This is a genomic window from Noviherbaspirillum sp. L7-7A, assembly GCF_019052805.1.
GTDB lineage: Bacteria > Pseudomonadota > Gammaproteobacteria > Burkholderiales > Burkholderiaceae_D > Noviherbaspirillum_A.
The window spans coordinates 3,141,216-3,166,565 of record NZ_JAHQRJ010000001.1 but is presented as its reverse complement, the minus strand read 5'-3'; the positions used below and the strand labels follow the sequence as shown (position 1 = coordinate 3,166,565).

Here is a 25,350-nt window from a genome sequence, read left to right as displayed (position 1 = left end):
GATGGCGAACATTGCTGCGGCACGCCGACCACTTTTTCCCTAGAAACATCCGATGCGATTCCAGCAAGGACAAGAAAAGGGGAATGCGTTACTGACCGCGTTCGGTATTAACCGGATCCCTTTTACCGCATGCAAAATTGTTGCGTGCATTACCTGGAGTAGCAGATGAGCATCCCAAACCGCCACAATTCCGATATGCGTACCACCCAGCCCTCCCGGTTCGATTTGCCCGACGAACTGTCGAGCAAGGCGAAGGCCCTGTTAGGTGAAAATTACAAACAATACAGTACGCTTGACAAGCTGAAAATTATCAGCCTTTTTGAAAAGCCGATCGAGAAGCAACGCGCTTCGGAAAGTGAGCAAGGCATACTGGGCGAGATCCGCAAGCGATACAAGGAAATCGGCAGTGCCGGTGATGCCCTCGGAAAGAGGGCAAGCAATATGTTGAAAGCATCCTTGCCTACTTATGTGTCACCTGATCTATCCTCTCTCCAGCACGCAAGCTTTGAATCGCAGTTGCCAAAGGTGATAGAAAAAGCCGAACAGGCAGCAACGCAATTCGCAGAATGCTCCGTGGGGGTGCAGCTTCAACTGTATGGTTTCTCTCTCTGCGCCAAATACAAAGGCGAACTCAATGCGGAGGGTGGGTTTGCTAATTCATATGAAAGGCTCAAGCAAGCTGGCGGTGGATTGGCCAGCGCTGCACTTGGTTATGAGTACAAGGAAGCTTTTAACCGCAAGCTGCGCACCTATTTGCCGGAAGAGCAGAACCGAGCCCTGGAACAGCTTGAGGCAGAGCCGGCCTATGATGTGCGCAAGCATGGCATGGTGCAGGTGCTTGAACTTGCGCTAACGAAGCTGAAGACGGGCGCATTGTCGGAAACAAGCTCCCACACAACCACGTCTAACACCACAACCACTATTGCCACCACGACGGTCACAGGTACCAGCCTTGGGGCGGTCACTTCTCGGCAGCTAAGCGATATTGAAACAAAACAGGCGGCGAGCCTGATTTCGGAGCCAGTCAATGGTTTGAGTCATATTGCGAGGTTCTGTCTGTATCTTCAGTACGAGGCAGGCCCTACTAATTTTCCATTCGTAACGAAACATGAAGATGCAGCGCTGAATGAATTTGAAGCACGACTGAAGGAAGAAACTGGGAAACTGAATAACCCGGCCGATCAGGATGCGTTGCTCAAATCAGTTCTGGAAATAGTGAGAAACCTTCTTCCCGAGCACCTGAAAAATGAGTTGAGCAAGATAAGCATTCTAGACAGTGATAGTCGGAAGGCCGAGTTTGAACGGTTGGCACATAGCGCTTTTTTGAATGTAAAGGCAGGTTTTCGTCTCTCCGCCGTGATTCAGTCCAAATGCAGCGCAACTGCCATTCTTCATATGATTGGTTATGGTTTTGATCGGGATGAAAACCGATTGAACCATATGAATGAAGAAGAGAAATGGCAATTTGACTATGCATGTCGCCATGAGATTTTGAAGGAGGACCCTCAGGAGCAGCAGGGATTCTTATGCGCATTTATTGGCGGCGTGCTTTCACGCGCCCCAGAAGCGGTACAGGAAAGTTTTAGGGAAGCATTGCTTTTACTCAATCCGGAAAAGGCTAAAGAAGTTGTTCTGAACCTGGTTGCTGAATACCTCAAGGATCCGTCAGCTATCGAACCGCTCAAGCCAAAGGACGAGGCGAGCTGATCTAACAAAGGCGGTGGATGGCGCATTCCTCTCGGTTGACGCTGCGTGCCGTCCGTGCCTGAATCTGTCCATTCTCCAGAACGGGTAGCTTTGAATCGGAGCGCCATATCAGTTCAGCAAGGCGTGAGCGCCCGCAGCCCGCCAGAGATGCGGTCGCCCATTCACGTTGGCCTAAACGCCCCAGACCACCGGCTGCTGCTCCCGTTCGGCGGCACGCAGCATTTCCAGGAGCGGATAGGCACGGCTGGCAAAACTCACCACCTGTGCCGGTTCATGATCATGGTCGTCATGGTCATCTCCATGATGTGCTGCGATATCACGCTGCAGTTCTTCCGCAGCCGAGTGAGCCCGGCTTTCGGCGATCTGCGTCTCCAGCAGCGCAATTGCGTTCGGCATTTCCGGCGGGGTGATTACGCCCTGGTCCGGATTCTTGCCCAGCAAGTCGAGGATGCGCTTGGCATGCTCCTTGTACATCAGGATTTCGGCGGCGGCCTTTGATTTGAATGTAATCAGCATAAAGACCCTTTCGGTTTGGACAAGATAGGCAAAACGATAGCACGGGCGTAAAAGCGACGCTGGCGCAGGCGCAAGCCCGCTCGCCGCAAGACAGCTAGCTTCCCGGCTTGAAGGAATCGAAGAAGGTCGTCACCGCTTCAGCCGGCACGTCCTGCGGCGCGCCGATGACGACCACCTGATATACCCGCTGGCCACGCGCACCGAAGCGGGCGGTCAGCCTGAGCGGCCGGCCGTTGCGGCTGCCATCGGCCACTACCTCGTTCAATGGCAGCGGCCCGGCCACCGCCTTGTCGCTGCTGATGGCGCCGCCGATGTTCTTCACCATTGCCGTCTTCATTGCCGCCAGCGCCGGCTGCACCAGCGCCGGGCTGGACAGGCTGGCGCTGCCGATGGCAAACATCACGCCGTTGACTTCGGCCGCCGTCATCGCCATGTCGGTGCGTATGCCGTCGAGGTTGACCTGCTGGGTATGACTGGCAGTCTTGGCGGGGAACAGGGCGACGAAGCTGGCATCGGCCGGTTGCACCTGACGCCAGTTGTAGTCAGGCGAGCAGGCGGCGAGCGCGGCACAGAGGAGCAGGGCGGAGAAGACACGGCGGGAATTTGGCATGCGCGCAATGATACCAGCGGATAACAGCGCGGCGTCGCCCAAGAAAAAGCCCGCGCTTGCAGCACGGGCTAAAAACTTCCAGGGAGTGGTGCTTCAGCGAAGAACCGATTTCATAGTATTGCCAACTACGCATTTGTTCTTTGCGCGAACACAATCTGTCGCCAATTTCGCGCCCTGCTATACCACCTTCACCCGGATGTTCGGCAAGCCGTCGATGTGGCCTTCCATGATGTCGCCGCGCACCACGGGCCCGACGTTTTCCGGCGTGCCGGAATAGATGATATCGCCAGGCATGAGTTCGAATGCCTCGGACAGCTTGCTGATCTGCTCGGCCACAGACCAGATCATCTGGTCAAGGTTGGCCTGCTGCTTGACCGCGTCATTGACCTTGAGCCAGATTGCGCCATTTTTGAAATGGCCGGTGGAGCCCACCGGATGGATGGGGCCGATCGGCGCTGAATGGTCGAAGCTCTTGCCGATCTCCCAGGGCTTTTTCTGGTCGCCCATGCCGCGCTGCAGGTCGCGTCGGGTCATGTCCAGGCCAATCGCATAGCCGTACACCAGGTCCAGCGCCTGATCCTGCGAGACATTGCGTCCGCCCTTGCCGAGCGCAGCGACCAGTTCGATCTCGTAGTGATAGTTCTTGGTCAGCGTCGGGTAGGGATGATCGATGGTCTGGCCGGGCGGCACCAGCTGAATCGCATCGGACGGTTTCTGGAAGAAGAAAGGCGGTTCGCGGTTGGGGTCGGAGCCCATTTCGCGGGCATGGGCGGCATAGTTGCGGCCGATGCAGTAAATCCGGCGCACCGGAAACATCTCGCTGCTGCCCACGATGGGAATCATGGGCTGGGACACCGCAAAAGGCGTTTTCGTGTCATGGCTGGCTCTGCCCGGAATGGCGCAGCCGGCCAAGCCGCCGATGCCCGCGGTTGCCGCGGTCTTCAATAAGGTTCGTTTGGATTGATCCAAGTTGGTCTCCTGATTATCGTTCGGCCCTTGTTCGCACGAGCGTGCCGGGCCGTCGGCGCATTATGCAGCAGATGCAGTTGCGTTTCACTGATGCAACGCAGCAGAAATCCGTGAGCCATGCCCCTGTACCGTATATCCGGTCAGGTGCGGTCAGTCATGCCTGAGTGCGCGCCGGTACTGGATGGCTTCGGCGACATGCGTCTGGCCGATGTCGTCATCGCCGGCCAGATCGGCGATGGTCCGGGCTACCTTCAGCACGCGATGGTACGCCCGCGCCGACCATCCCAGGCGCGACATGGCATTACGCAGCAACAGTTCGCCATCCTGGCTGGTATGGCAGGCGTCGTCCAGGCCGGCGCCCGCCAGCGCGGCATTGAATCCGCCCTGGCGCTGGATCTGGCGCCGGGCGCACGCTTCAACCCGGGCGCGCACCGCTTCGGAGGGCTCGCCGCTGCCGCCGGCCAGCAATTCTTCCTGTGACAGCGGGCCGACCTGGACCTGCAGGTCGATGCGGTCGAGCAGGGGGCCGGAAATCCTGCCCTGGTAGCGGTTGACCATGTCGGGCGTGCAGCGGCATCTGCCCGCCTGGTGGCCAAAGTAGCCGCAGGGGCAGGGATTCATTGCGGCCACGAGCTGAAACCGGGCCGGGAATTGCGCCTGTCTGGCCGCGCGGGAAATGGTGATGGAGCCGGACTCCAGCGGCTCTCGCAATACTTCCAGCACCCGGCGCTCGAATTCGGGCAATTCATCGAGAAACAGCACGCCCCGGTGCGCGAGGGAAACCTCGCCGGGCCGCACGCTGCTGCTGCCGCCCACCAGGGCGACCGCGGATGCGGTGTGATGCGGCGCGCGGTAGGGGCGCGCTTTCCAGCGCGCCGCATCGAAGCTGCCGGTCAGGGACTGCAGCGCAGCCGATTCCAGCGCCTCGTCCTCCGTCATCGACGGAAGAATGCCGGGCAGGCGCGACGCCAGCATGGACTTGCCGGTGCCGGGCGGCCCGATCAGCAGGATGCTATGACCGCCGGCCGCGGCGATTTCCAGCGCACGGCGGGCATGCGCCTGCCCTTTCACGTCGGACAGGTCGGGATAGGGATGCGGCTGCTGCGACAGGCAGGCCTGATGCCGCTGCAGCCGCAGCGCCGGATCAACCGTGGCGAAATGGGCGCAGACCTGCAGCAGGGAGTCGGCCGGCAGTACGGTGGCGTCGGTTACCAGCGCGGCTTCGTCGGCATTGGCGCGCGGCAGGATGAAGGCGCGCCGGGTGCTGCCGGCCCGCTGCATGGCAAATGTCATGGCCAGGGCGCCCCGGATCGGCCGCAACTGGCCGGACAGCGAGAGTTCGCCAGCATATTCATAGTCGTCCAGGCGGTCGGCCGGCATCTGGCCGGATGCCGCCAGGATGCCCAGCGCGATCGGCAGGTCGAAGCGGCCGGATTCCTTGGGCAGGTCGGCCGGCGCCAGGTTGACTGTGATGCGGCGCGCCGGAAACTCGAAACAGGCATTCTGCAGCGCGGCCCGTACCCGGTCGCGCGACTCCTTGACCTCGGTGTCCGGCAGGCCGACGATGGTAAAGGCCGGCAGGCCATTGGCCAGATGCACTTCCACCGTCACTTCCGGCGCGGCCATGCCTGTCAACGAACGACTTTTCAACACTGCCAATGTCATGCTCGCTCCGTAGTGGGGGCAAACCGGATCGTGGGCGTCGTCGACGCAGGGATGCAGATCGAGAGCGCACGATACGCAAGGCGGCCGGTAACTTCAACCGGGCGGCGCTAACAAAGGAGGCAGGTCTTGTCAGCGGGACGGAACGGTCGATCGGCTATGATGTACCGACCCCTTTTCCGCCCTGAAGAATTTCCTGGAGTTAACTCTTTCGATGCAGATGGACCCGATTACTGCCGCCACGGCGACCATGGCGGTGCAACTGGCTGTGGCCATCATCATGGCCGGCACGTTCTACGCATCACCGGCGGAACGCTGCACCCGCTACTGGGCGCTCTCCGGCCTGCTGTCAGCCGCAGGCGTGCTGATCGTCATCATCAATGCCGGTGCCCCGAAGATCGGCTTGTCCGTCATCGGCAACACCGCAATCATTGCCGGGATGGTCACGCAATGGTGGGGCGTGCGCGCGTTCTACCGCCGTCGCCGCAGCATTCTGGGCTGGATCATTCTGGCCGGATTCGCCGCGCTGTTTGCGCTGTCGATGCTGCTGGATCAACCGCTGCGCAACCGCGCGCTGCTGTCCTCGCTCGCCATGGCGCTGCTGGCCTTGCTGAACCTGCTGGAACTGTGGAAGCGGCGTTCACCGGTTCCGTCGTTCGCCGGCATGCTGGCCTTTGTCGCCGCGCTGGTGTCCCTGGCCACCTTCAGCACGCGCGCCATCGGCATCTACCGCGACCATCCGCATTTTCTGCCCGATACGGCAGCCGGGGTCGGCGTCGTCGTGGTTTACATGATCCCGATGGTCAGCACGCTGCTGTTCGCCATGGCCCTCTTGCTGCTTTACTTCGAGCGCATGGTGGCCGAGAAGCACCAGATGGCCACGCATGACGAGCTGACCAGCCTTTACAACCGACGCGCCATCGTGGCGGCCGGCAAGCGCGAGATCGACGTGGCGCAGCGGCTGGGCCGGCCGCTGGCAGTGGCCTATATCGACATCGACCATTTCAAGAAGATCAATGACCAGCTGGGCCATGATGCGGGCGACCATGTGATCACCGACATCGGCCATATCCTGAAGGACACCTGCCGCAACATCGATATCGTCGGACGCTATGGCGGCGAGGAGTTCTGCATTATCTTTCCCGGCATGGACCGGGAAGGCGTCACCATGCTGGCGGAGCGCCTGCTGGGCGAAGTCAGGCGCTACCGCTTCCGCGACAATCTTCCGGTGACGGTCAGCATGGGCTTTGCCGTGCTGCAGCCCCAGGAAACCGAGCGCAACTGGACGGCGCTGATGCAGCGGGCGGACAGCCTGCTGTATCAGGCAAAGTCCGCCGGCCGGAACCGGTATTGCATCTGACCGGGCACGGCAGCCGCCGGCCCAGCCTGCATCGTGAGGTCCGTGGCCAAGGCGCTCAGGCGCCGCCCTGCTTGTCCCTCAGCAGGGCTTCCAGCTCGGCCAGGCGCGCTTCCAGCGCATCCACCTTGGCCCGGGTCTTGGCCAGTACCTGCATCTGCACGTCAAATTCCTCCCGGGTCACCAGATCGAGGCGGGAGAAACCCTGGCTCAGCATGGCCTTGACATTCTTTTCCAAATCTTTCGCGGGCGAATTATCGATGACTTGGCCGATCTTGCTTTGCAAGTCGTTGAAAAAATTGGATCTGTTCATGATTTTCCTTGATGAATAGGTGGGGCGCTCTTATTTGGTGCGCACTTTCCCGGTGCGCTTCAATCTGGTGCGTTCGGAAGTCGATTGTTTTGAATCATACAGGACCATCAAGTGGGCAATTACATAGCGGAATCGCCCATGTCAGGCTTGCTGGCACGCCTCATGCTAATGCGTATGCAGAGTACCTGAACAAAACAAAAGAATGTAACGCTCCAATAACTTTAAGGGAATTTCATGAAAAAGCTGATTCTGTCTGCCGCAGTGCTGAGTGCCCTGTCCATGTCCGTTCATGCGCAAACCGCTGCGCCAACGCCCGAGCATACCTTCACCGGCAATGTGACGGTGGCCTCGGACTACCGCTTCCGCGGCATTTCGCAGACGTTCAAGCAGCCGGCAGTGCAGGGCGGCTTCGATTATGCCCATAGCAGCGGATTCTATCTGGGCAACTGGAACTCCAACGTCAGCGGCAACCAGTACAACAATGGCGCCGGCCTGGAAATGGATTTCTACGGCGGCTACAAGTTCGAGGTGATGCCTGACTTCACCGCCGACATCGGCCTGCTCTACTACTATTACCCGGCTGCCAAGGTGGGCAACACGGGCGAGAAATACAACAACGGCGAAGTCTACTTCGCCGGCGCCTACAAGTGGTTCTCGGCCAAGTACAGCTATGGCCTGACCGACTTCTTCGGCCTCAACAACAACACCGCCGCCATCCCGCGCGGCAATTCCAAGGGTTCGGGTTACCTGGACCTGAACGCGACCTTCGAGGTTGCGGAAAAGACCACGCTGACGCTGCACGCAGGCCGCCAGTGGGTGCGTCATTACGGCGACTTCAACTACAACGACTACAAGATCGGCGTGGCGCGTGACTTCGGCTTTGCTACCGTCGGCCTGGCCGTCGTGGGCACCGACGCCGACAAGGATCTCTACACCGTTGCCGACGGCAATGGACGCACCAAGCGGGTAGGCAACACCGGCGCGGTGCTGTCGATCTCGAAAACCTTCTGACACCCCGGGAGCTTCCCATGAAACTCATCACCGCCATCATCAAACCCTTCAAGCTTGACGAAGTGCGTGAAGCCCTGTCCGCCATCGGCGTGCAGGGAATCACGGTCACGGAGGTCAAGGGATTCGGACGGCAGAAAGGCCATACCGAGCTGTATCGCGGCGCCGAGTATGTGGTCGATTTCCTGCCCAAGACCAAGATCGAGGCCGCGGTGGACGATGACATCGTCGAGCAGGCCATTGAAGCAATCGAGACCGCCGCCCGCACCGGCAAGATCGGCGATGGCAAGATTTTCGTCTACGACCTCCAGCAGGTGGTGCGTATCCGTACGGGTGAAACCGGCAAAGAAGCGCTGTAAGGATGACAACATGAAAAAACCATTTGCAAAACTGCTCGCCGCTGGCATGTTGATGTGCGCCATCGGTTTTGGTCACTCGGCGTTTGCCGCCGATGACGCCGCCAAGGCACCGGCTACCGTGGTGGCCCAGGCCGCCGCTGAACCGGCAGCCGCGGCGCCGGCCGCTCCCGCGGCTGCGCCCGCCGCAGCGGCTCCTGCCACAGCCGCAGCGCCAGCCGCTGCAGCACCCACGCCCAACAAGGGCGATGTCGCCTGGATGACGGTTGCCACCATTCTGGTAGCGATGATGTCCATCCCCGGCCTGGCACTGTTCTACGGCGGCCTGGTCCGCTCCAAGAACATGCTGTCGGTGCTGATGCAGGTCTTCACGGTGTTCTCTCTGGTGATGGTGCTGTGGGCAATCTACGGCTATTCGCTGGCGTTCACCCAGGGAGGCAGCTTCATCGGCTCGTTCGACAGGCTGTTCCTGAAGGGCATGACAGTTGAAACCGTGACCGGCACCTTCAGCAAGGGTGTGGTCCTGCCGGAATTCACTTTCGTGACCTTCCAGGCCACCTTCGCCGCCATCACCTGCGGCCTGATCATCGGCGCCTTCGCCGAGCGGGTGCGCTTCTCCGCGGTGCTGCTGTTTACCGTGCTGTGGTTCACCTTCTCCTACCTGCCGATCGCCCACATGGTTTGGTTCTGGCCCGGTCCGGATGCCTATACCGACGCCGCCGCCGCTGAAGCCGCCACCGCTGCCTCGGGCTGGCTGTTCCAGAAGGGCGCGCTCGACTTCGCCGGCGGTACCGTGGTGCACATCAATGCCGCCATCGCCGGCCTGGTGGGTGCCTTCGTGATCGGCAAGCGCATCGGCTACGGCCGTGAAGCCATGGCGCCGCACTCGCTGACCATGACCATGATCGGCGCATCGCTGCTGTGGGTGGGCTGGTTCGGCTTCAATGCCGGCTCCGGCCTGGAAGCCAACGGCCTGGCCGCCATGGCAACCCTGAACACCATGCTGGCAACCGCAGCCGCCGTCGTTACCTGGACCATGGGCGAGTGGATGGCCAAGGGCAAGCCCTCGATGCTGGGCGCCGCGTCCGGCGCCGTGGCCGGCCTGGTTGCCATCACCCCGGCGGCCGGCTTCGTCGGCCCGATGGGTTCGCTGGTGATCGGCCTCCTGGCTGGCATCATCTGCCTGTGGGGCGTCAATGGCTTGAAGCGCATGCTTGGCGCCGACGACTCGCTGGACGTGTTCGGCGTGCATGGCGTGGGCGGCATCCTGGGCGCCCTGCTGACCGGCGTATTCGCATCGCCCTCGCTGGGCGGCAGCGGCATCTATGACTATGTCGCCAACGCGGTGTCGCCTGAGTATTCGATCTCCGGCCAGGTTTGGATCCAGTTGCAGGCTGTGCTGACCACCGTGGTCTGGTCCGCCGTCGTGTCCTTCATCGCCTACAAGCTGGTGGACCTGATCGTCGGCCTGCGTGTACCGGAAGAGGAAGAGCGCGAGGGCCTGGACATCACCAGCCACGGCGAATCCGCCTATCACGCCTGATCCTGTCGTACCTCCCTGGCCGCGCCGCGGCCCCTCAAGCGCCCCACGGGGGCGCTTTTTTTATGCTCGTTTTGTGGGTGGAATACCCCAAGGGACATTCCACCGCCGGTCGAACAAGCAAGGGGCCGACATGACTGTTTTGTTGTGCGACCCATGGTGCAATGCCCTTCGGGTAATGCACCCTACGACCTCTATGCGGCCCGGGGATGGCTTTGTAGGGCGTAATACCGCGCAGGGGCATTACGCGGAACCACTGCCCCAGGGATTACGCGCAACCACTGCCCCATCCAGCAAACGCGAACCCCCGCGCTTTTTTTGTTCCCCGCCTTTTAAAAACGGCCGTTCGCCCCCATTCTCCTCGCAGTTGGCCGCACACTTCTTGTCCTGCCACCCGGCGTTGGGCCGGGAATCCCGCTAGAATCTGCGTCACTGTAGACGTAATGTAAAGAAAGTTCACCATGGTTCCGCATCTCGTCACCGCCCTGAACGGCCCGCTGCTCGATCTCGAAAAGAAAATCCTGGCCGCCACCCCCGCCATCGAGCGCTGGTTCCGGCTGGAATGGCAGGAGCACACGCCGCCGTTCTACTGCTCGGTGGACTTGCGCAATGCCGGCTTCAAGCTCGCCCCAGTCGATACCAACCTGTTCCCCGGCGGCTTCAACAACCTTTCGCCCGAGATGCTGCCGCTGGCGGTGCAGGCGGCGATGGCGGCGATCGAGAAGTATTGTCCGGACGCCAAGAACCTGCTGATGATCCCGGAGCGCCATACCCGCAACACCTTCTACCTGCAGAACGTGGCGCGGCTGATGCAGATCTTCCGCCAGACCGGCCTGAACATCCGCCTCGGCACGCTGGATGAAACCATCAAGGAGCCCACGCCGATCAACCTGCCCGACGGGGGCACGCTCACGCTCGAACCGCTGGAGATCCTGGCCAATGGCCGCCGCGTCGGCCTGAAGAATTTCGATCCCTGCACCATCCTGCTGAACAACGACCTGTCGTCCGGCCTGCCGCCGATACTGGAAGACCTGCACGAGCAGAACGTGCTGCCGCCGCTGCATGCCGGCTGGGCGGTGCGGCGCAAGACCAATCACTTCTCCGCCTACGACGACGTGGTGAAGAAGTTTGCCAAGCTGATCGATGTCGATCCATGGATGCTCAACCCGTATTTCGCCAAGGTCGGCCCGGTCGACTTCCAGGAGCGGGTGGGCGAGGACGCGCTGGCGACGGCCGTCGACGCGGTGCTGGCCAAGATCCGCAAGAAGTACAAGGAATACGGCATCAAGGAAACCCCGTTCGTCATCGTGAAAGCCGATGCCGGCACCTACGGCATGGGCATCATGACGGTGCGCGACGCCAGCGAGGTGCGCGACCTGAACCGCAAGCAGCGCAACAAGATGGCGGTGGTGAAGGACGGGCTGGAAGTCAACAATGTGATCGTGCAGGAGGGCGTCTACAGCTTCGAGCACATCAACGACGCGGTGGCCGAGCCGGTGGTCTACATGATAGACCGCTATGTGGTCGGCGGCTTCTATCGGGTGCATGCCGAGCGCGGCGCGGACGAGAACCTGAATGCGCCCGGCGCGCATTTCGTGCCGCTGGCCTTCGCCCAGCAGCATGCCTTGCCCGACCCGCATGCCCGCCCCGGCACCACGGCGCCTAACCGCTTCTACATGTACGGCGTGGTGGCCCGCCTGGCGCTCCTGGCCGCCTCGATCGAACTCGAAAAAACCGACCCCAATCCGGAAGTGTATTAACAACATGAAGATCGCCTTCCTCGCCGACCCGCTTTCCACATTCAAGATCTACAAGGACACCACCTACGCCATGATGGTCGAGGCGGCGCGCCGCGGCCATGAACTGTATGCCTTCCGCCATCGCGACATGGCAATCGAAGGCGGCCGCGTGATCGCCAGCATCGCCCGCATCCACCTGACCGGCCATACGGAAGACTGGTACCAGGCCGAGCCGGCCGTGGCGCTCGCGCTGACCGACTTCGACGCGGTGCTGGAGCGCACCGATCCCCCGTTCGACATGGAATACATCTATGCGACCTATCTGCTGGAAGTGGCGCAGAACCATGGCGCGAAGGTATTCAACCGGCCCGAAGCGATCCGCAACCACAATGAAAAGCTGTCCATCGCCCAGTTTCCGCAACTGACCGCGCCGACCCTGGTCACCAGCGACAATGCCCGCATCCGCGCCTTCCACCGCGAGCACCAGGACATCATCCTGAAGCCGCTGGACGGCATGGGCGGCGCCGGCATCTTCCGGGTGCGGGAAGACGGCATGAACCTGGGCTCCATCATCGAGTCGCTGTCCGACAACGGCCGCCGCACCATCATGGTCCAGCGCTACATTCCCGAGATCGTCGACGGCGACAAGCGGGTGCTGCTGATCGGCGGCGAGGTCATGCCCTTCGGCCTGTCGCGCATACCGCAGGGCGGCGAGGTGCGCGGCAACCTGGCCGCCGGCGGCCTCGGCGTGGCGCGGGCGCTGACGCCGCGCGAGCGCGAGATCGGCGAAACCGTGGCGCCCATTTTGTGGCAGCGCGGCCTGTTGCTGGTGGGCCTGGATGTGATCGGCAACTACCTCACCGAGATTAATGTCACCAGCCCGACCTGTTTCCAGGAAATCGAGCAGCAGACCGGCTTTTCCGTGGCCGCGAAGTTCATCGATGCGCTGGAACGCGCGGCGGGCGTGGTTTAATGCAGGCTTTCCGTTTCTGATCACCCCTATATGGTTGGCATTCTGCTCCTGACCCATGCGCCGCTTGGGCAGGCTTTCATCGACGCGGCAACCCATGTCTTTCGCAACCGGCCCGAGCACCTGGAGGCGATCGACGTCAATGCCGACCAGGACACCGGCGAAGTACGGCGGCTGGCGTCGGAATCGATCCGGCGCATCGACGACGGCAGCGGCGTGCTGGTCATGACCGACGTCATGGGCGGCACGCCGTCGAACTGCACGCTGCCGCTGTGCGAGCCCGGCCACGTGGAAGTGGTGGCCGGCATCAGCCTGCCGATGCTGCTGAGGGCGCTGACGTATCGCAATGACACCATCGATGTCGTCGTCGAGATGGCGCTGGCCGGCGGCCAGAACGGCGCCGTGCGGGTCGACAACCGGGTCCGACTTTCTCCCACCTGAAACCAACAAGAACCAGACCACAATGATTCAGCAAGACATCGAAATCATCAACAAGCTCGGTCTGCATGCGCGCGCATCCGCGAAGCTGACCCAACTGGCGGCCAAGTACAAGAGCGAAGTCTGGATGACGCGCAACAAGCGCCGCGTCAATGCCAAATCCATCATGGGCGTGATGATGCTGGCGGCCGGCAAGGGCGCCGTGGTGAGTCTGGAAGTCGATGGGCCGGATGAGCAGGCATGCTTCGACGCGCTTTCGCAGCTGATCCAGGCAAAGTTTGGCGAAAGTGAGTAGGAACGGCCCGCAGATCCACCAGAACAAGCACACATCAATGGCATCCTTCACGCTCCATGGCATACCGGTATCGCGCGGCATCGCGATAGGGCGCGCGCACCTGCTGGCCTCGGCCGCGCTCGACGTCAAGCATTACCTGATCAGCGAAGAGCAGGTGGAGGCGGAGGTGCAGCGTCTGCAGAACGCGATTGCCGCCGTGCACCAGGAGTTGCAGGCGGTGTGGCGCGAGCTGCCGCCGGATGCGCCGGCGGAACTGGGCGCCTTCATCGATGTGCATGCGCTGATCCTGTCGGACCCGATGATTTCCGAGATGCCGCTCGACATCATCCGCAGCCGCCACTACAACGCCGAATGGGCGCTGCTGACGCAGATCGACGAGCTGTCGGCGCAGTTCGACGAGATCGAGGACACCTACCTGCGCGAGCGCAAGAACGACATCCAGCAGGTCGGCGAGCGGGTGCTGAAGGTGCTGACCGGCAGCGCCTCAACGCTGTCCGGCCTGGCCAGCTCGCCCGATTCGACCGCCCACATGATCGTGGTGGCGCACGACATCTCGCCGGCAGACATGCTGCAGTTCCGCGACCGCGCCTTCGCCGGCTTCATCACCGACCTCGGCGGGCAGAATTCGCACACCGCCATCGTCGCCCGCAGCCTCGACATCCCGGCCGCGGTCGGCATGTACAACGCCTCGGCCCTGATCGCGCAGGATGACTGGGTCATCATCGACGGCGACGCCGGCGTGGTGATCGTCGATCCGCCGCCGGTGGTGCTGGAGCAGTACCGGGAGCGCCAGGCGCGCATGCTGCGCGAGCGCAAGAAGCTGTCCAAGCTGAAGAAGACGCCGGCAATCACCAGGGATGGCACCGAGATCACGCTTTTGGCCAATATCGAGCTGCCGCAGGACTGCCCGGCGGCGCTGGAGGCGGGCGCCACCGGCATCGGCCTGTTCCGCTCCGAGTTCCTGTTCATGGGCCGCGCCGGCTATGCCAACCGCCTGCCCACCGAGGACGAGCAGTTCGAGTCCTACAAGATGGCGGTCACGGCCATGAAGGGCCGGCCGGTGACGATACGCACCCTGGACATCGGCGCCGACAAGCCGATGGACAATGCCGAGGAAACCGCGCTCAATCCGGCGCTGGGCCTGCGCGCCATCCGTTACTGCCTGGCCGAGCCGCAGATGTTCATGGCCCAGCTGCGCGCGATCCTGCGCGCCTCGGCCTTCGGCCCGATCAAGCTCCTGATCCCGATGCTGGCGCATGCCTTCGAGATCGACCAGACGCTCAACATGATCGAGCAGGCCAAGGGCCAGCTGCGGGAAGCCAACAGGAAGTTCGACCCGCTGATCCAGGTCGGCGCCATGATCGAGATTCCGGCCGCCGCGCTGGCGCTGCCGCTGTTTGCGCAGCGGCTGGACTTCCTGTCGATCGGCACCAATGACCTGATCCAGTACACGCTGGCGGTGGACCGGGTCGACCATGAGGTGGCGCATCTGTACAACCCGCTGCACCCGGCCGTGCTGTTCCTGCTGTCGACCACGATCGCGGCCGGCGCCAAGGCCGGCATCCCGGTCTCGGTCTGCGGCGAGATGGCCGGCGACACCAAGCTGACCCGGCTGCTTCTGGGCATGGGCCTGCGCGAGTTCTCGATGCATCCGGCGCAGCTGCTGTCGGTGAAGCAGGAAATCCTCAACAGCGACCTCGCCGTCATCGTGCCCAGGACCCGCAAGATCCTGCGTCTCATGGAAGCCAACGCGATCAACGAGGCGATGGAGCAGCTGCGCAGCGCCTAGAACATGACGGTGCGCGCCCGTTTGACGCCGCCCCACGACTTCGCTATTCTTCCGTGACTGCGCCGATTTGACCGGCTGCCAGCGCACCGCGCGGCAGCCCAGCTTGCGGGCGCCAGGGGACTCCCCGCATAAATACGGCTAAAGCGAGCTTGGAAAAGCCCCGAACTTAGCCCGACAGCATGCGCTCTCGGGCTTTTTTATTTGGGATCGCGGGCACGCTTGCCCCGGTTCCGCAGACCGGACCATCATGAAATCTCTTGGCGTCGTCTCCCCGCAGTCCATGCACTTCGATGCGCCCCTGCCGCTGCAGAGCGGCGCATCCATCGCCGGCTACCAGCTGGTCTATGAAACCTACGGCGAACTCAATGCCGACCGCTCCAACGCCGTGCTGGTCTGCCATGCGCTCAATGCGTCGCACCACGTGGCCGGCATCTACCTGAAGGAAGACGGCAGCAAGAGCGTGGGCTGGTGGGACAACATGGTCGGCCCCGGCAAGCCGCTCGACACCGACCGCTTCTTCGTCATCGGCGTCAACAACCTCGGTTCCTGCTTCGGCTCGACCGGCCCGATGCATGTCAATCCGGCCACGGGCAAGCCCTATGGCGCGGCCTTCCCGGTGGTGACGGTGGAAGACTGGGTGCATGCCCAGGCCCGCCTGGCCGACGCGCTGGGCATACGGCAGTTCGCCGCCGTGATGGGCGGCTCGCTGGGCGGCATGCAGGCCCTGGCCTGGAGCCTGCTGTATCCCGACCGGCTGCGCCACTGCATGGTGATTGCCTCCACGCCCAGGCTGTCGGCGCAGAACATCGCCTTCAACGACGTGGCGCGCCAGGCCATCCTGACCGACCCGGACTTCCATGGCGGCGACTACTATGCCCACGGCGTGGTGCCCAGGAACGGCCTGCGGGTGGCGCGCATGGTCGGCCACATCACCTACCTGTCCGACGACGACATGGCCGAGAAATTCGGCCGCGAGCTGCGCTCCGGCGAATACCAGTTCGGCTACGGCATCGACTTCGAGATCGAGTCCTATCTGCGCTATCAGGGCGACAAGTTCTCGGAGTACTTCGATGCCAACACCTATCTGCTGATCACCAAGGCGCTGGATTACTTCGATCCGGCCGCCGCGTTCGGCGGCGACCTGACCGAGGCGCTGGCCGCGGCGCAGGCCCAGTTCCTGCTGGTGTCGTTTTCCACCGACTGGCGCTTCGCGCCGGCGCGAAGCCGGGAAATCGTGCAGGCGCTGGTCAACAACCGCCGCCACGTGACCTATGCCGAGATCGACGCGCCGCATGGCCACGATGCCTTCCTGCTCGAGGACGAGCGCTACATGGCCACCGTGCGGGCCTACTACAACCGGGTCTGGCGCGAGCTGGAGACCGGCGTTTCAATCGGCGGCGAAAGCATGGTGGCTGCATGAACTTCAATGAACTGACCGCATTGCGCGCCGACCTGGCCTTCATTGCGCACTGGGTCGAACCGGGCTCGCGCGTGCTCGACCTCGGCTGCGGCGACGGCGTGATGCTGGATTATCTGCAAAGCGCCAAGCAGTGCGCCGGCTATGGCGTGGAAATCGACGATGCCAAGATACCGGCCTGCATCGGCCGCAATGTGCCGGTGATCCAGCAGGACCTGGAAGCGGGCCTGGCGATCTTTGCCGACAATGCCTTCGACAGCGTGCTGTGCCTGTCGGCGCTGCAGATGATGAAGAATGTCGAAGGCGTGCTGCGCGACATTGCCCGCGTTGGCGCCGAGGCCATCGTGTCCTTTCCCAACTTCGCCTACTGGCCGCATCGCTTCGCGCTGCTGCGCGGCCGCATGCCGGTCTCGCGCAGCCTGCCCTACGAGTGGTACGACACGCCCAACCTGCGCTGCGCCACCATCCACGATTTCCAGGACCTGGCCAACGAGGTCGGCCTGGAAGTGCTGGAATTCGTCGCGCTCGATGAAGCAGGCAAGCCGGTGAGCTTCCTGCCCAACTGGCGCGGCAGCCTGGCCGTGTTCAGGCTGCGCAAGCGGGCGGTTGCATGAAGCAGGATGCGCTGACCTGGCACAGCTACCTGAACCGGCGCATGCTCATATGCGTGTTCCTGGGTTTCAGCTCCGGCCTGCCGCTGTTCATCCTGCTGTCCCTGATGCAGGCCTGGCTCGCCAAGTCCGGCCTGAACGTCAAGGCGCTGGGCCTGTTCGCGCTGGTGATGTTTCCCTATACCTGGAAATTCCTCTGGTCGCCGCTGATGGACCGCTTCAGCTTCGGCTGGCTCGGGCGCCGGCGCGGCTGGATGGCGTTGACGCAAGGCCTGCTGTTTCTCGGCATCGGCTTCATGGGCATGCTCGACCCGCTGACCCAGGTGCCGCTGATCGCCGCCGCCGCCAGCGCGATCGCCTTCCTCTCGGCCAGCCAGGACATCGTGATCGACGCCTACCGGCGCGAGATCCTGCCGGACAACGAGCAGGGCCTGGGTGGCGCGATCCATGTCAATGCCTACAAGGTGGCCGGCATGGTGCCGGGCGCGCTGTCGCTGATCCTGGCCGACCTGATGGCCTGGCAGCCGGTGTTCTGGATCACCGCCGCCTTCATGCTGCCTGGGCTGCTCTGCACCTTCGTCATTGCCGAGCCCCGCGTCTACGGCGTGCCGCCGAAGAACATGCGGGAGGCCGTGGTGCTGCCATTCCGCGAATTCATCGCGCGCGGCGGCTGGGGCAATGCGCTGGCCATCCTCGGCTTCATCTTTCTCTACAAGCTCGGCGACAGCATGGCCACGGCGCTGGCCACCAAGTTCTATATCGACCTCGGCTTCTCGATGACCCAGATCGGCGCGGTGGCCAAGACCACCGGCTTCTGGGCCAGCATCGCCGGCGGCATCATCGGCGGCGTCTGGATGGTGAAACTCGGCATCAACCGCGCGCTGTGGATCTTCGGCGTGGTGCAGGCGGTGGCCATTCTCGGTTTCGCCTGGCTTGCCTACGCCGGCGCCGACCTCGTCTTGCTGGCACTGGTCATTGGTTTCGAGGCGTTTGGCGTGGGCCTGGGAACGGCGGCATTCGTCTCCTATATCGCCACCACGACGGATCCGCGCTACACCGCCACCCAGTACGCGCTGTTCACCAGCCTGGCGGCGGTGCCCCGAACCTTTGTCAATTCCGCTGTCGGCTATATCGTCGCCGAGACAGGATGGTTTCTGTTCTTTATCCTGTGCTTTGTGCTGGCGCTGCCCGGCATGCTGATGCTCCCGAAAATTGCACCGTGGAATAAATGATGAAAAAACTGCCATTGATTTCTGCCCTGCTGTTCTGCCTGGCCTCGCCCGCGCTGCCGGCCATGGCGCAGCAGGACGAAGGCGTCGCCGTGGAACGCATGTCCCGGCTGCGCGGCCTGATTCCGGAAAAGCAGCTGGAAGAGCAGGCCACCATGCAGTACCAGGAACTGAAGCAGCAGGCGGCCCAGAAGGGCGTGCTGGCGCCGGACACTGACCCACAACTGCAGCGGGTGCGCGCGATTTCCCGCCGCATCATCTCCCAGGCCACACGCTGGAACCAGGGCGCGGCTGACTGGCAATGGGAAGTCAACCTCATCAAGGCGGACAACGTCAACGCATTCTGCATGCCGGGCGGGAAAATCGCCTTCTTCAGCGGCCTGGTGGACCAGTTGAAGCTCACTGACGATGAAATCGCCATCGTCGCCGGCCACGAGATTGCCCATGCGCTGCGGGAACATGGCCGCGAACGGGTGGCCAAGGGCAGCCTGCTGCAGCTCGGCGCCAATCTCGGCTCGGCCATTTTCGGCCTGGGCCAGCTCGGCCAGACCGTGGTGGGGCAGGGCGCGCAACTGGCGCTGCTGCGCTTCTCGCGGGAAGACGAAACCGAAGCCGACACTGTCGGTCTGGACTTGGTTGCACGCGCCGGCTATGACCCGCGCGCCGGCGTGGCGCTGTGGCGCAAGATGGCCATGCTGGAAAAGAGCGCGCCGCCGCAATGGCTGTCGAGCCATCCATCCGGCAATAACCGGATTTCGCAGATCCAGAAAACCCTGCCGCAGGTGATGCCGGTGTATGCCCGCGCCGTCAATGCGCAACCGGGCGCATTGCCGCCCTACCGCAGCAACGTGAAGGGCGTAGCGCCGGTGCAGTGAAGCGGCACAGGTGAAGCGGCACCGTCGCTGACGCGGCGGCAGAAGGCGCAAAAAGCGCGCTGGCGCAAGCCGGCCAGCCGGGCGCGGCGGGCAGCGAACTACGTCGCCTGCAGCGCCCAGTCATAGGCGATGGTCAGCGGCGCATGATCCGAGAACCGCGCCTCCCTGTAGATGGCCGCTGTGCGCGCATGTTCGGCGATGCAGGGCGTGGCGACATGGTAGTCGATGCGCCAGCCGACATTCTTGGCCCAGGCCTGGCCGCGGTTGCTCCACCAGGTATAGGCCTCGCCGGTGGTTTCCGGATGCAGGCGGCGGTACACATCCACCCAGCGCAGTTCGTCCAGCACCGCGCTCATCCAGGCCCGCTCCTCCGGCAGGAAGCCGGAATTCTTCAGGTTGCCCTTCCAGTTCTTCAGGTCGATCTCGCGGTGCGCGATATTCCAGTCGCCGCAGATCACCACCTTGCGGCCGCGCTGCGCGAGGTCGGCCAGGTGCCTGTAGAAATGGTCCATGAAGGCGAACTTGGCGGCCTGCCTGTGCTCGCCGCTGGAGCCGGACGGCAGGTACACGGACACCACCGACAGGCCGTCGTAGACCAGCTCGATATAGCGGCCCTCGGCATCGATTTCCGGCACGCCCAGTCCCTGTATCACCTGCAGCGGCTGGTGGCGGGCATAGATGCCGACGCCGCTGTAGCCTTTTTTCTCGGCATAGTGGAAATAGCCGTAATAGCCTTCCGGGTTGAGCATGGCGGCCGTCATGTCGGGCGCCTGGGCCTTGAGTTCCTGCATGCAGACGAAGTCGGCGTCCTGCGCCGGCAGCCAGTCGAGAAAGCCCTTGGCCGTGGCGGAGCGGATGCCGTTGAGATTGGCGGAAATGATGTTGAGCATGGAAACAGTCGCGATGGAAAAGAGGCCGGAGGCCGGCGGTTTGCAGGCGGTATTGTAATTGGCGCGGCAGGCCATGCGCCGGTGTCCGGGCATTTTCCATTTCCTCTTGGAATTTTTGGTCCGGGGCCGCAGCGACTTCGCGTTAAAATGGCGGTCCCGCAAGTCCAGTCCACACGGTCCCATCTTGGAAAATCTACGTCAGCAGTTCATCGCCTTCTCGGTCGATGCCGGCGTCCTGCGTTTTGGTGAATTCATCACCAAGGCCGGCCGCACCTCGCCTTACTTCTTCAACGCCGGCCTGTTCAACGACGGCGCCACGCTGGGCCGCCTGGCCGACTTCTATGCGCAGACGCTGATCGATTCGGGCGTCGAGTTCGACATGCTGTTCGGCCCGGCCTACAAGGGCATCACGCTGGCGTCCGCCACCGCGGTGGCGCTGGCGGCGAAGGGCCGTAACGTGCCGTTCGCCTATAACCGCAAGGAAGCCAAGGACCATGGCGAGGGCGGCACCATCGTTGGCGCGCCATTGAAGGGCAGGGTGGTGATCATCGATGACGTGATTTCCGCCGGCACCTCGGTGCGCGAGTCGGTGGACCTGATCCGCGCCGCCCGCGCCACGCCGGCGGCGGTGCTGATCGCGCTCGACCGCATGGAGCGCTCCGGCGCCGACGGCGCGCTGTCGGCCAACTCGGCGGTGCAGGAAGTCGGCGCCGCCTACGACATGCCGGTGGTGTCGATCGCCAACCTGGACGACCTGCTGCGCTTCATTTCCGCCGGCGGCAATGCCGAGCTGACGAAGCACCGCGACGCGGTCGCCGCCTACCGCCAGCGCTACGGCGTCAGCGGCGCCTGAGCCGCGCATGGCCCGCCTGCGTCCCGCCCTGCTATGGCTGCTGCTGGCGCCGGCGCTGGCGCATGCGCAGGCCAAGATCTACATCTGCAAGGATGCAGCCGGCCGCACCCTGACCTCGGACCGGCCGATTGCGGAATGCAGCAACCGCCCGGTGCGCGAAGTCGACAGGAGCGGCATCACCCGCCGTGAAATTCCGGCGCCGCTGACGCCCGAGGAAAGGCAGCAGCAGGCCCGCGAGGACGCGGCGCGCCGCGCCGAACAGATGGCGGCGCAGGAGCGTCGCCATGGCGACCGGGCGCTGCTGGCGCGCTTTCGCAGCGAGGACGAGATCATCTCGGCCGGCCAGCGCAACATCGTTCTGGTGCAGGAAAACGTCAAGCGCGAAACCCTGCTGCTGGCGGCAGCCGAAAAGCGCCAGCAGGCGGCGGAGGACGAGCTGGCGGTGACGGCCCGCAAGCAGCAGCCTTCCCATGACCTGCCCCAGCGGCTGCAGGATGCCGACCATGCGGTCGCCGCCAGCCGTCGCCGGCTGGGAGATTATGAAGCGGAAATCTTGCTGATCAACAGCCGTACCGATGCCATGCTGAAGCGCTTCCGGGAACTGCGGCAGGAAAAGACGGCCCAGCAGTAGGGCGCTTTCCTGCGGCGCCGGCCAGGCCCTGGCGGGCGCCGGCCGGTTTTTGCTACTGGCTAGTCACTATCGACTCAGGCGCCCAGCTTCTGCTTGAGCAGCTCGGTCAGCTGCGCCGGGTTGGCCTTGCCGCGCGAGGCTTTCATCGCCTGGCCGATCAGCGCGTTGAACGCCTTTTCCTTGCCGGCGCGGAATTCCGCCACCGATTTCTCGTTCGCCGCCAGTACCTCGTCGACGATCTTTTCCAGCGCGCCGCTGTCGGAAATCTGCTTCAGGCCCTTGGACTCGATGATCCGGTCGGCCAGGTCCGCCGCATCCGACTTCGCTTCCCACATCGCGCCAAACACTTCCTTGGCGATCTTGTTGGAAATCGTGCCGTCGGCAATGCGCTTCAACAGCAGCGCCAGCTGCGCGCCGCCGACCGGTGCGTCGGCAATGTCCACGCCCTCGCGGTTCAGGGTTGACGACACATCGCCCATCAGCCAGTTGGCGGCCGGCTTGGCCTGCTCGCGGCCAGCGGCGGCCACCACGGCTTCAAAGTAGGCGGCCATTGCCTTGGACTGGGTCAGCACCACCGCGTCGTACTCGGGCAGGCCGTAGTCGGCGACGAAGCGCTCCCGCATTGCGCCCGGCAGTTCCGGCATCGCTTCCCGCACCCGGTCTATCCAGGCCTGCGAAATCGCCAGCGGCGGCAGGTCGGGGTCGGGGAAGTAGCGGTAATCCTGCGCGTCTTCCTTGCTGCGCATCGAGCGGGTTTCGCGGCGGTCGGGGTCGTACAGGCGGGTTTCCTGCACCACCCGGCCGCCATCCTCGATCAGCTCGATCTGGCGCCGCACCTCGTAGTTGATCGCCTCTTCCAGGAAGCGGAAGGAGTTCAGGTTCTTGATCTCGCAGCGGGTGCCGTATTCCTGCTGGCCGACCGGCCGCACCGACACGTTGGCGTCGCAGCGGAACGAGCCTTCCTGCATGTTGCCGTCGCACACGCCCAGCCAGGTTACCAGCGCATGCAGCGCCTTGGCGTAGGCCACCGCCTCGGCCGCGCTACGCATGTCGGGCTCGGTAACGATTTCCAGGAGCGGCGTGCCGGCGCGGTTCAGGTCGATACCGGTCATGCCGTGGTAGTCCTCGTGCAGCGACTTGCCGGCGTCTTCCTCCAGGTGGGCGCGGGTCAGCTGGACGGTGCGCATCTCCGGCTTGCCGTCCTTTTCCACGATGAAGGAAATGGTGCCGCCCTGCACCACGGGAATTTCATACTGGCTGATCTGGTAACCCTTGGGCAGATCCGGATAAAAGTAGTTCTTGCGCGCAAAGATCGAGCGCGGCGCAATAGTGGCGCCGATCGCCAGGCCGAACTGGATGGCCCGCTCGACCGCGCCGCGGTTCATTACCGGCAGCACGCCGGGCAGGGCCAGGTCCACCGGACAGGCCTGGGTGTTCGGTTCCGCGCCGAAACGGATCGGCGCGCCGCTGAAGATCTTGGACTGGGTCGTGAGCTGCGCATGCGTCTCCAGACCGATAACAACTTCCCACTGCATACTTACCTCGCTGTTTTATTGTTCGGTCGGCTGGCGCAGGTGCCAGTCGGTTGCGCCCTGATAGCGGTGCGCGATGTTGAGCAGCCTGGCTTCGCTGAAATAATTGCCGGTCAGCTGCAGGCCCACCGGACGCTTGCCATTCTTCTCGCCCTGGCCGAAGCCGCACGGCACAGACATGCCGGGCAGGCCGGCCAGGTTGGTCGACAGGGTGAAGATGTCGGCCAGGTAGTTGGCCACCGGGTCGTCGGCCTTCGCGCCGAGGTCCCAGGCCACGGTCGGCGCCACCGGTCCCATGATCACGTCGCACTGCTCGAAGGCGCGGCGGAAATCCTCGGCGATCAGGCGGCGGATCTTCTGCGCCTGCAGGTAGTAGGCGTCGTAATAGCCGTGCGACAGCACATAGGCGCCGACCAGGATGCGGCGCTTGACTTCCTCGCCAAAGCCTTCCGAGCGGGTCTTGCGGTACATGTCGGACAGATCGGTGTAGTCCGCGGCGCGATGGCCGTAGCGCACGCCGTCGAAGCGCGACAGGTTGGACGAGGCTTCGGCCGGCGCGATCACGTAGTACACCGGGATCGACAGCTCGGTCTTGGGCAGGGATATCTCCACCAGGGCCGCGCCCAGCTTCACGAATTCCTGCAGCGCCGCGCGCACCGCCTGCTCTACATCCGCCGCCAGGCCGGGGCCGAAGAATTCCTTCGGCACGCCGATGCGCAGGCCCTGCAGGCTGTCGTTCAGGTTCAGCGTGTAGTCCTCGCGGTCGCGCTCGACGCTGGTCGAGTCGCGCGGATCGAAGCCGGCCATGGTGTTCAACAGCAGCGCGCAGTCCTCGGCGGTGCGGGCGATCGGGCCGCCCTGGTCGAGCGAGGACGCGTAGGCGATCATGCCGAAGCGCGACACCCGGCCGTAGGTCGGCTTGATGCCGGTCACGCCGCAGAAGGCCGCCGGCTGGCGGATCGAGCCGCCGGTGTCGGTGGCCGTGGCGCCGGGCGCGAGACCCGCGGCCACCGCGGCGGCCGAGCCGCCCGACGAGCCGCCGGGCACTGCGGCGAGGTCCCACGGGTTTTTCACCGCGCCGAAATGGCTGTTCTCATTGGACGAGCCCATCGCGAACTCGTCGCAGTTGAGCTTGCCCAACGTGACCGCGCCGGCGGCGTTGAATTGCTCGACCACGGTGGCGTCGAACGGGCTGACATAGTTTTCCAGCATGCGCGAGCCGGCGGTCGAGCGCCAGCCGCGGGTGACGAAGATGTCCTTGTGGGCGATCGGAATGCCGGTCAGCACGGTGGCGCCGCCGCGCGCCAGGCGGGCATCGGCCTCGCGCGCCTGGGCCAGCGTCAGTTCCTCGTTGATGTCGGTATAGGCATTGAGGTTGCTGGCCTGCGAGCGCGCCAGGAAGTGGCGTGCCAGCTCGGTGGCCGACACCTGTTTGCCCTGCAGCAGCGCGGACAGTTCTTTGATGGTTTTTGTGTGCATGGATCTGTTCTTTTGGGCAGTGGCTGGGCCGGGCTTATTCGATGACCTTGGGCACCAGGTACAGGCCGTCCTGGGTGGCGGGCGCGGGTTGCTGGTAGTCCTCGCGGCGGTTTGGCTCATTGGCAATATCGTCGCGCAGACGCAACGAGAATGCTTGGTCGTAGGCAGTAATGGGCTGGGCCAGCGGTTCCACGCCGCTGGTGTCGACCGCCTTCATCTGTTCCACCAGGTCGAAGATGCCGTTGAGCTTGGTCAGCGTGGAGGCGGCCTGCTCCTCGCTCAGGTCCAGCTGCGCCAGGATCGCTAATCTTTTGACATCGGAAAGGGCAAGGGACATGGTTTGTATGCGCGCGAGACGCTTGTCGGAAAAGGTTTTTGGAAATATTAAAGATAAGCTAATAGTCGATAAAAACTTGGCAAAACATCGCATTAGGCGTGCAATTCGGCTGTTTTCATCGTCTGGTAGGAGACAAATTATAAGGTAGAATGTCGGGTTACTGCCTGAAGGCGCCAGCAAAGCGGCTGCCGCGGGCTACAAATAACCCCTCAAGCGACGCGCACCGG

The 25,350-nt window shown here is 63.3% G+C and carries 25 protein-coding genes; 16 read left to right on the top strand and 9 right to left on the bottom strand.

Going from position 1 to position 25,350, the window contains the following annotated elements; all coding sequences use genetic code 11:
• Positions 1-165: 165 nt before the first annotated feature.
• Complete coding sequence (locus tag KTQ42_RS14425; RefSeq protein WP_217346129.1) at positions 166-1,707, top strand: hypothetical protein; 1,542 nt, start codon at positions 166-168, stop codon at positions 1,705-1,707.
• Between the two features lie 171 nt (positions 1,708-1,878).
• On the opposite strand, the gene KTQ42_RS14420 is transcribed toward KTQ42_RS14425, so the two are convergent.
• The 4 genes from KTQ42_RS14420 to KTQ42_RS14405 form a co-directional block, all read right to left on the bottom strand.
• Positions 1,879-2,223, bottom strand: a complete 345-nt coding sequence (locus KTQ42_RS14420) for a DUF1840 domain-containing protein (RefSeq protein WP_217346128.1) — start codon at positions 2,221-2,223, stop codon at positions 1,879-1,881.
• A gap of 94 nt (positions 2,224-2,317) precedes the next feature.
• Positions 2,318-2,833, bottom strand: coding sequence for a hypothetical protein (locus KTQ42_RS14415; protein WP_217346127.1), 516 nt, complete (start codon positions 2,831-2,833; stop codon positions 2,318-2,320).
• A gap of 177 nt (positions 2,834-3,010) precedes the next feature.
• Positions 3,011-3,802: a fumarylacetoacetate hydrolase family protein gene (locus KTQ42_RS14410; RefSeq protein ID WP_217346126.1), complete on the bottom strand. Its 792-nt coding sequence runs from the start codon at positions 3,800-3,802 to the stop codon at positions 3,011-3,013.
• 150 nt (positions 3,803-3,952) lie between these two features.
• Positions 3,953-5,467, bottom strand: coding sequence for a YifB family Mg chelatase-like AAA ATPase (locus KTQ42_RS14405; protein WP_217346125.1), 1,515 nt, complete (start codon positions 5,465-5,467; stop codon positions 3,953-3,955).
• A gap of 211 nt (positions 5,468-5,678) precedes the next feature.
• Here KTQ42_RS14405 and KTQ42_RS14400 point away from each other — a divergent pair, with 211 nt between their 5' ends.
• Complete coding sequence (locus tag KTQ42_RS14400) at positions 5,679-6,824, top strand: GGDEF domain-containing protein (RefSeq protein ID WP_217346124.1); 1,146 nt, start codon at positions 5,679-5,681, stop codon at positions 6,822-6,824.
• Positions 6,825-6,879: 55 nt separating this feature from the next.
• Here KTQ42_RS14400 and KTQ42_RS14395 read toward each other — a convergent pair whose 3' ends face one another.
• A complete protein-coding gene (locus KTQ42_RS14395) occupies positions 6,880-7,134 on the bottom strand; it encodes an accessory factor UbiK family protein (protein ID WP_217346123.1) in 255 nt (84 codons plus the stop codon).
• A gap of 234 nt (positions 7,135-7,368) precedes the next feature.
• Between KTQ42_RS14395 and KTQ42_RS14390 the strand changes: the two genes are divergently transcribed.
• The 12 genes from KTQ42_RS14390 (at position 7,369) to KTQ42_RS14335 (ending at position 19,401) form a co-directional block, all read left to right on the top strand.
• Positions 7,369-8,145 carry a TorF family putative porin gene (locus tag KTQ42_RS14390; RefSeq protein ID WP_217346122.1) on the top strand — a complete coding sequence of 259 codons (777 nt, stop codon included), beginning with the start codon at positions 7,369-7,371 and terminating at the stop codon, positions 8,143-8,145.
• A gap of 17 nt (positions 8,146-8,162) precedes the next feature.
• The gene (glnK, locus tag KTQ42_RS14385) at positions 8,163-8,501 is read left to right on the top strand and encodes a P-II family nitrogen regulator (protein WP_217346121.1); all 339 of its coding nucleotides are present in this window, start codon (positions 8,163-8,165) and stop codon (positions 8,499-8,501) included.
• Between the two features lie 10 nt (positions 8,502-8,511).
• Positions 8,512-10,041, top strand: a complete 1,530-nt coding sequence (gene amt, locus KTQ42_RS14380) for an ammonium transporter (protein ID WP_217346120.1) — start codon at positions 8,512-8,514, stop codon at positions 10,039-10,041.
• A 458-nt stretch (positions 10,042-10,499) separates the two neighbouring features.
• Positions 10,500-11,798 (top strand): glutamate--cysteine ligase, encoded by a 1,299-nt coding sequence (gene gshA / locus KTQ42_RS14375; protein ID WP_217346119.1) that lies wholly within the window; start codon positions 10,500-10,502, stop codon positions 11,796-11,798.
• Between the two features lie 4 nt (positions 11,799-11,802).
• Complete coding sequence (gene gshB, locus KTQ42_RS14370) at positions 11,803-12,750, top strand: glutathione synthase (protein ID WP_217346118.1); 948 nt, start codon at positions 11,803-11,805, stop codon at positions 12,748-12,750.
• Positions 12,751-12,780: 30 nt separating this feature from the next.
• A complete protein-coding gene (locus KTQ42_RS14365; protein WP_217346117.1) occupies positions 12,781-13,188 on the top strand; it encodes a PTS fructose transporter subunit IIA in 408 nt (135 codons plus the stop codon).
• A 22-nt stretch (positions 13,189-13,210) separates the two neighbouring features.
• Positions 13,211-13,480, top strand: coding sequence for an HPr family phosphocarrier protein (locus KTQ42_RS14360; protein ID WP_194713937.1), 270 nt, complete (start codon positions 13,211-13,213; stop codon positions 13,478-13,480).
• 37 nt (positions 13,481-13,517) lie between these two features.
• Positions 13,518-15,269 (top strand): phosphoenolpyruvate--protein phosphotransferase, encoded by a 1,752-nt coding sequence (gene ptsP, locus KTQ42_RS14355; RefSeq protein ID WP_217346116.1) that lies wholly within the window; start codon positions 13,518-13,520, stop codon positions 15,267-15,269.
• 247 nt (positions 15,270-15,516) lie between these two features.
• Positions 15,517-16,689, top strand: coding sequence for a homoserine O-acetyltransferase (locus KTQ42_RS14350; RefSeq protein WP_217346115.1), 1,173 nt, complete (start codon positions 15,517-15,519; stop codon positions 16,687-16,689).
• Complete coding sequence (metW, locus tag KTQ42_RS14345) at positions 16,686-17,300, top strand: methionine biosynthesis protein MetW (RefSeq protein ID WP_217346114.1); 615 nt, start codon at positions 16,686-16,688, stop codon at positions 17,298-17,300. The genes KTQ42_RS14350 and metW overlap by 4 nt, the downstream gene beginning before the upstream one ends.
• On the top strand, positions 17,297-18,529 hold the full coding sequence (locus tag KTQ42_RS14340) for an AmpG family muropeptide MFS transporter (protein ID WP_217346113.1): 1,233 nt from the start codon (positions 17,297-17,299) through the stop codon (positions 18,527-18,529). The genes metW and KTQ42_RS14340 overlap by 4 nt, the downstream gene beginning before the upstream one ends.
• Positions 18,526-19,401: a M48 family metallopeptidase gene (locus KTQ42_RS14335; protein ID WP_249222766.1), complete on the top strand. Its 876-nt coding sequence runs from the start codon at positions 18,526-18,528 to the stop codon at positions 19,399-19,401. Before KTQ42_RS14340 ends, KTQ42_RS14335 begins: the two co-directional genes overlap by 4 nt.
• A gap of 98 nt (positions 19,402-19,499) precedes the next feature.
• Here KTQ42_RS14335 and KTQ42_RS14330 read toward each other — a convergent pair whose 3' ends face one another.
• Positions 19,500-20,291 (bottom strand): exodeoxyribonuclease III, encoded by a 792-nt coding sequence (locus KTQ42_RS14330; RefSeq protein ID WP_217346975.1) that lies wholly within the window; start codon positions 20,289-20,291, stop codon positions 19,500-19,502.
• A 184-nt stretch (positions 20,292-20,475) separates the two neighbouring features.
• Here KTQ42_RS14330 and pyrE point away from each other — a divergent pair, with 184 nt between their 5' ends.
• Both pyrE and KTQ42_RS14320 read left to right on the top strand, forming a co-directional pair.
• On the top strand, positions 20,476-21,144 hold the full coding sequence (gene pyrE, locus KTQ42_RS14325; protein WP_217346112.1) for an orotate phosphoribosyltransferase: 669 nt from the start codon (positions 20,476-20,478) through the stop codon (positions 21,142-21,144).
• 7 nt (positions 21,145-21,151) lie between these two features.
• Entirely contained in the window at positions 21,152-21,775 is a 624-nt protein-coding gene (locus KTQ42_RS14320; protein WP_217346111.1) for a DUF4124 domain-containing protein, read from the top strand.
• A 74-nt stretch (positions 21,776-21,849) separates the two neighbouring features.
• Here KTQ42_RS14320 and gatB read toward each other — a convergent pair whose 3' ends face one another.
• From gatB to gatC, 3 genes are read right to left on the bottom strand one after another with little or no spacing between them, the layout of a single operon-like run.
• Positions 21,850-23,310 carry an Asp-tRNA(Asn)/Glu-tRNA(Gln) amidotransferase subunit GatB gene (gatB, locus tag KTQ42_RS14315; RefSeq protein WP_217346110.1) on the bottom strand — a complete coding sequence of 487 codons (1,461 nt, stop codon included), beginning with the start codon at positions 23,308-23,310 and terminating at the stop codon, positions 21,850-21,852.
• 15 nt (positions 23,311-23,325) lie between these two features.
• Positions 23,326-24,786 carry an Asp-tRNA(Asn)/Glu-tRNA(Gln) amidotransferase subunit GatA gene (gatA, locus tag KTQ42_RS14310; protein ID WP_217346109.1) on the bottom strand — a complete coding sequence of 487 codons (1,461 nt, stop codon included), beginning with the start codon at positions 24,784-24,786 and terminating at the stop codon, positions 23,326-23,328.
• A gap of 34 nt (positions 24,787-24,820) precedes the next feature.
• The gene (gatC, locus tag KTQ42_RS14305) at positions 24,821-25,123 is read right to left on the bottom strand and encodes an Asp-tRNA(Asn)/Glu-tRNA(Gln) amidotransferase subunit GatC (protein WP_217346108.1); all 303 of its coding nucleotides are present in this window, start codon (positions 25,121-25,123) and stop codon (positions 24,821-24,823) included.
• Positions 25,124-25,350: the final 227 nt, after the last annotated feature.